This is a genomic window from Pseudomonas sp. 43(2021), from assembly GCF_017490805.1.
Taxonomy (GTDB): Bacteria; Pseudomonadota; Gammaproteobacteria; order Pseudomonadales; family Pseudomonadaceae; genus Aquipseudomonas.
The window spans coordinates 1-4,799 of sequence record NZ_JAFGYJ010000056.1 but is presented as its reverse complement, the minus strand read 5'-3'; the positions used below and the strand labels follow the sequence as shown (position 1 = coordinate 4,799).

The following is a 4,799-nucleotide window of genomic DNA, read 5'->3' as shown; positions in this document are numbered from 1 at the left end:
GGATAGTCCTGGTATTGTTCCATCACATCCTGAGGATGCTCTTCGAACTCTTCAAATTCTTCTTCCATATATCACCTTAAATAGTGGATTGCGGTAGTAAAGATTGTGCCTGTCTTTTAACCACATCAGGCTCGGTGGTTCTCGTGTACCCCTACAGCGAGAAATCGGATAAACTATTACAACCCCTACAGTTTGATGAGTATAGAAATGGATCCACTCGTTATTCTCGGACGAGTGTTCAGTAATGAACCTCTGGAGAGAACCATGTATATGATCGTTATCTGGGTTGGACTTCTGCTTTTAAGCCCAGATAACTGGCCTGAATATGTTAATGAGAGAATCGGTATTCCTCATGTGTGGCATGTTTTCGTCTTTGCTCTTGCATTTTCGCTAGCAATTAATGTGCATCGATTATCAGCTATTGCCAGCGCCAGATATAAGCGATTTAAGCTAAGAAAACGCATTAAGATGCAAAACGATAAAGTGCGATCAGTAATTCAAAACCTTACAGAAGAGCAATCTATGGTTTTGTGCGCAGCCCTTAATGAAGGCAGGAAGTATGTGGTTACATCAAAACAATTCCCATACATTAGTGAGTTGATTGAGCTTGGTGTGTTGAACAAAACTTTTTCCCGATGGAATGGAAAGCATATATTATTCCCTATTGAGGATATTTACTGGACTGAATTAGTTGCCAGCTATGATCCATATAATATTGAGATAAAGCCAAGGCCAATATCTAAGTAACTAGATAAGAGGAATCGATTTTCCCTTAATTTTCTGGCGTCCACTGCATGTTATGCCGCGTTCGCCAGGCTTGCTGTACCATGTGCGCTGATTCTTGCGCTCAATACGTTGCAGGTTGCTTTCAATCTGTTTGTGGTATTCAGCCAGCACTGTAAGGTCTATCGGATTTAGTGCGCTTTCTACTCGTGATTTCGGTTTGCGATTCAGCGAGAGAATAGGGCGGTTAACTGGTTTTGCGCTTACCCCAACCAACAGGGGATTTGCTGCTTTCCATTGAGCCTGTTTCTCTGCGCGACGTTCGCGGCGGCGTGTTTGTGCATCCATCTGGATTCTCCTGTCAGTTAGCTTTGGTGGTGTGTGGCAGTTGTAGTCCTGAACGAAAACCCCCCGCGATTGGCACATTGGCAGCTAATCCGGAATCGCACTTACGGCCAATGCTTCGTTTCGTATCACACACCCCAAAGCCTTCTGCTTTGAATGCTGCCCTTCTTCAGGGCTTAATTTTTAAGAGCGTCACCTTCATGGTGGTCAGTGCGTCCTGCTGATGTGCTCAGTATCACCGCCAGTGGTATTTATGTCAACACCGCCAGAGATAATTTATCACCGCAGATGGTTATCTGTATGTTTTTTATATGAATTTATTTTTTGCAGGGGGGCATTGTTTGGTAGGTGAGAGATCTGAATTGCTATGTTTAGTGAGTTGTATCTATTTATTTTTCAATAAATACAATTGGTTATGTGTTTTGGGGGCGATCGTGAGGCAAAGAAAACCCGGCGCTGAGGCCGGGTTATTCTTGTTCTCTGGTCAAATTATATAGTTGGAAAACAAGGATGCATATATGAATGAACGATGCAGAGGCAATGCCGATGGCGATAGTGGGTATCATGTAGCCGCTTATGCTGGAAAGAAGCAATAACCCGCAGAAAAACAAAGCTCCAAGCTCAACAAAACTAAGGGCATAGACAATAACTACCGATGTCATATACCCATACTCTCTAATCTTGGCCAGTCGGCGCGTTCTGCTTCCGATTAGAAACGTCAAGGCAGCAATCAGGATTGCAATCATGGTTCCTGCATATGATGACAATGTCGCCCCAAGACCATCTCTATGAGCTGAAAAAGAAACACCAGGAATGTAGTGGCGGAAAAGGAGATAGCAAATGCTTACGATAACGTAAGGAATTATTACTATGTAAACACCAGGCATGATTCTGTTCCGCATAATTACTCCTGATAATTAATCCTTAACTTTGCCCACCTGCCTTTTAAAACATTCCAGTATATCACTTTTCATTCTTGCGTAGCAATATGCCATCTCTTCAGCTATCTCAGCATTGGTGACCTTGTTCAGAGGCGCTGAGAGATGGCCTTTTTCTGATAGATAATGTTCTGTTAAAATATCTCCGGCCTCATCTTTTGCCCGCAGGCTAATGTCTGAAAATTGAGGTGACGGGTTAAAAATAATATCCTTGGCAACCTTTTTTATATCCCTTTTAAATTTTGGCTTAATGACTATATCCAATGAGTCAAAAAGCTCCCCTTCAATATCTGTTGCCCCTAAGACCTTTAATATATCGCCAAATACAGGTAGCTTGGCTTCTACCTTCACCGTTGTTCGGCCGATGAAATGCATATGCATAACATCGTCTTTGGTGGTTCCCCTCATCAGTGGCTCTATCTGAACGCGCTCTCCACTGCTTAATGACATTCCTTTCCCGATTAAAAAATCTGTCAGATCGGATGTGGTCGGCCCGAAAACAGTTCTGGCAAAACCAATGGTGTCGCCTTCAACAAACAAAAAAGATGGGAATCCCAATGATTCGTCATCTGCGAGGCTGTTCTTAATATCTTCAACTGAAGCTTTAGAGCGATTTATCTTCTGAACCAGACTCTTGTCATTTGTTTTGGTAAAGAGAAAAGTTTTTCCATCGATTTTATGAATATACAAATAATTGGAGCCAACCTGCAGGTGATGATTATCAGCCAGCAGAGAATTAAGGAAAACAGACAGGTTTATTGAGCGCTTATCTTTCCCTTTATTTTTGCTGCGGTAAGTCGCATAAAAACCATTCTTCATAATTCAATCCATTTACTATGTTATGTTCTGAGGGGAGTGAAAATTCCCCTAATTCGATGAAGATTCTTGCTCAATTGTTATCAGCTATGCGCCGACCAGAACACCTTGCCGATCAGCCAAACGTCTCTTCAGGCCACTGACTAGCGATAACTTTCCCCACAACGGAACAACTCTCATTGCATGGGATCATTGGGTACTGTGGGTTTAGTGGTTGTAAAAACACCTGACCGCTATCCCTGATCAGTTTCTTGAAGGTAAACTCATCACCCCCAAGTCTGGCTATGCAGAAATCACCTGGCTCAACAGCCTGCTCAGGGTCAACGAGAATTAACATTCCGTCAGGAAAGCTTGGCTTGGAGCCTGTTGGTGCGGTCATGGAATTACCTTCAACCTCAAGCCAGAATGCAGAATCACTGGCTTTTTTGGTTGTGCTTACCCATCTCTCCGCATCACCTTTGGTAAAGGTTCTAAGCTTAGGTGAGAACATCCCTGCCTGAACATGAGAAAAAACAGGGTACTCATACTCACTTCTAAGTGACGGCTGCATACTAACCGCTTCATACATCTCGTAGATTTCTCTGGCGATTGAAGGGCTAAATTCTTCAACGCTAACTTTGAGAATTTTTGTAAGCAATGCGGCGTTATAAGCATTTAATGCATTGATGCCATTAAATAAAGCACCAACGCCTGACTGCCCCATCCCCATCTTGTCTGCGACAGATTCCTGGGATAAGCCAAGTTCATTTTTCTTTTTTTCATAAATTGCTTTAAGGCGACGTGCGTCCTCAAGCTGCTCTTGTGTTAATGGTTTCTTTTTTGTGCTCATACGTTAAATCTATCACCGCAAGGGATAAATATCTAACACCGTGCGTGTTGACTATTTTACCTCTGGCGGTGATAATGGTTGCATGTACTAAGGAGGTTGTATGGAACAACGCATAACCCTGAAAGATTATGCAATGCGCTTTGGGCAAACCAAGACAGCTAAAGATCTCGGCGTATATCAAAGCGCGATCAACAAGGCCATTCATGCAGGCCGAAAGATTTTTTTAACTATAAACGCTGATGGAAGCGTTTATGCGGAAGAGGTAAAGCCCTTCCCGAGTAACAAAAAAACAACAGCATAAATAACCCCGCTCTTACACATTCCAGCCCTGAAAAAGGGCATCAAATTAAACCACACCTATGGTGTATGCATTTATTTGCATACATTCAATCAATTGTTATCTAAGGAAATACTTACATATGGTTCGTGCAAACAAACGCAACGAGGCTCTACGAATCGAGAGTGCGTTGCTTAACAAAATCGCAATGCTTGGAACTGAGAAGACAGCGGAAGCTGTGGGCGTTGATAAGTCGCAGATCAGCAGGTGGAAGAGGGACTGGATTCCAAAGTTCTCAATGCTGCTTGCTGTTCTTGAATGGGGGGTCGTTGACGACGACATGGCTCGATTGGCGCGACAAGTTGCTGCGATTCTCACCAATAAAAAACGCCCGGCGGCAACCGAGCGTTCTGAACAAATCCAGATGGAGTTCTGAGGTCATTACTGGATCTATCAACAGGAGTCATTATGACAAATACAGCAAAAATACTCAACTTCGGCAGAGGTAACTTTGCCGGACAGGAGCGTAATGTGGCAGATCTCGATGATGGTTACGCCAGACTATCAAATATGCTGCTTGAGGCTTATTCGGGCGCAGATCTGACCAAGCGACAGTTTAAAGTGCTGCTTGCCATTCTGCGTAAAACCTATGGGTGGAATAAACCAATGGACAGAATCACCGATTCTCAACTTAGCGAGATTACAAAGTTACCTGTCAAACGGTGCAATGAAGCCAAGTTAGAACTCGTCAGAATGAATATTATCAAGCAGCAAGGCGGCATGTTTGGACCAAATAAAAACATCTCAGAATGGTGCATCCCTCAAAACGAGGGAAAATCCCCTAAAACGAGGGATAAAACATCCCTCAAAT

The 4,799-nt window shown here is 43.2% G+C and carries 8 protein-coding genes; 4 read left to right on the top strand and 4 right to left on the bottom strand.

Translation table 11 applies throughout. From position 1 onward, the window contains the following. The first annotated feature begins 264 nt into the window (after positions 1-264). Positions 265-747 (top strand): superinfection exclusion B family protein, encoded by a 483-nt coding sequence (locus tag J5M71_RS25620; protein WP_000281856.1) that lies wholly within the window; start codon positions 265-267, stop codon positions 745-747. Here the strand turns inward: J5M71_RS25620 and J5M71_RS25615 are convergent, their stop codons facing one another. The 4 genes from J5M71_RS25615 to J5M71_RS25600 all read right to left on the bottom strand — a co-directional run bounded on the left by J5M71_RS25615 (position 748) and on the right by J5M71_RS25600 (position 3,651). Beyond that, positions 748-1,071, bottom strand: coding sequence for an antitermination protein N (locus J5M71_RS25615; RefSeq protein ID WP_001564525.1), 324 nt, complete (start codon positions 1,069-1,071; stop codon positions 748-750). A 464-nt stretch (positions 1,072-1,535) separates the two neighbouring features. Beyond that, positions 1,536-1,970: a protein rexB gene (locus J5M71_RS25610; RefSeq protein ID WP_001245922.1), complete on the bottom strand. Its 435-nt coding sequence runs from the start codon at positions 1,968-1,970 to the stop codon at positions 1,536-1,538. A gap of 15 nt (positions 1,971-1,985) precedes the next feature. Continuing rightward, complete coding sequence (locus tag J5M71_RS25605; protein ID WP_000788349.1) at positions 1,986-2,825, bottom strand: protein rexA; 840 nt, start codon at positions 2,823-2,825, stop codon at positions 1,986-1,988. A gap of 112 nt (positions 2,826-2,937) precedes the next feature. After that, on the bottom strand, positions 2,938-3,651 hold the full coding sequence (locus tag J5M71_RS25600) for a LexA family transcriptional regulator (protein WP_000104864.1): 714 nt from the start codon (positions 3,649-3,651) through the stop codon (positions 2,938-2,940). A gap of 100 nt (positions 3,652-3,751) precedes the next feature. Between J5M71_RS25600 and J5M71_RS25595 the strand changes: the two genes are divergently transcribed. The 3 genes from J5M71_RS25595 to J5M71_RS25585 all read left to right on the top strand — a co-directional run. Continuing rightward, on the top strand, positions 3,752-3,952 hold the full coding sequence (locus J5M71_RS25595) for a Cro/CI family transcriptional regulator (RefSeq protein ID WP_000437875.1): 201 nt from the start codon (positions 3,752-3,754) through the stop codon (positions 3,950-3,952). Positions 3,953-4,070: 118 nt separating this feature from the next. Beyond that, positions 4,071-4,364 carry a lambda phage CII family protein gene (locus J5M71_RS25590; RefSeq protein ID WP_000251069.1) on the top strand — a complete coding sequence of 98 codons (294 nt, stop codon included), beginning with the start codon at positions 4,071-4,073 and terminating at the stop codon, positions 4,362-4,364. A 32-nt stretch (positions 4,365-4,396) separates the two neighbouring features. After that, a partial coding sequence (locus J5M71_RS25585) for a replication protein (RefSeq protein ID WP_115447883.1) occupies positions 4,397-4,799 on the top strand: 403 nt, incomplete at its 3' end.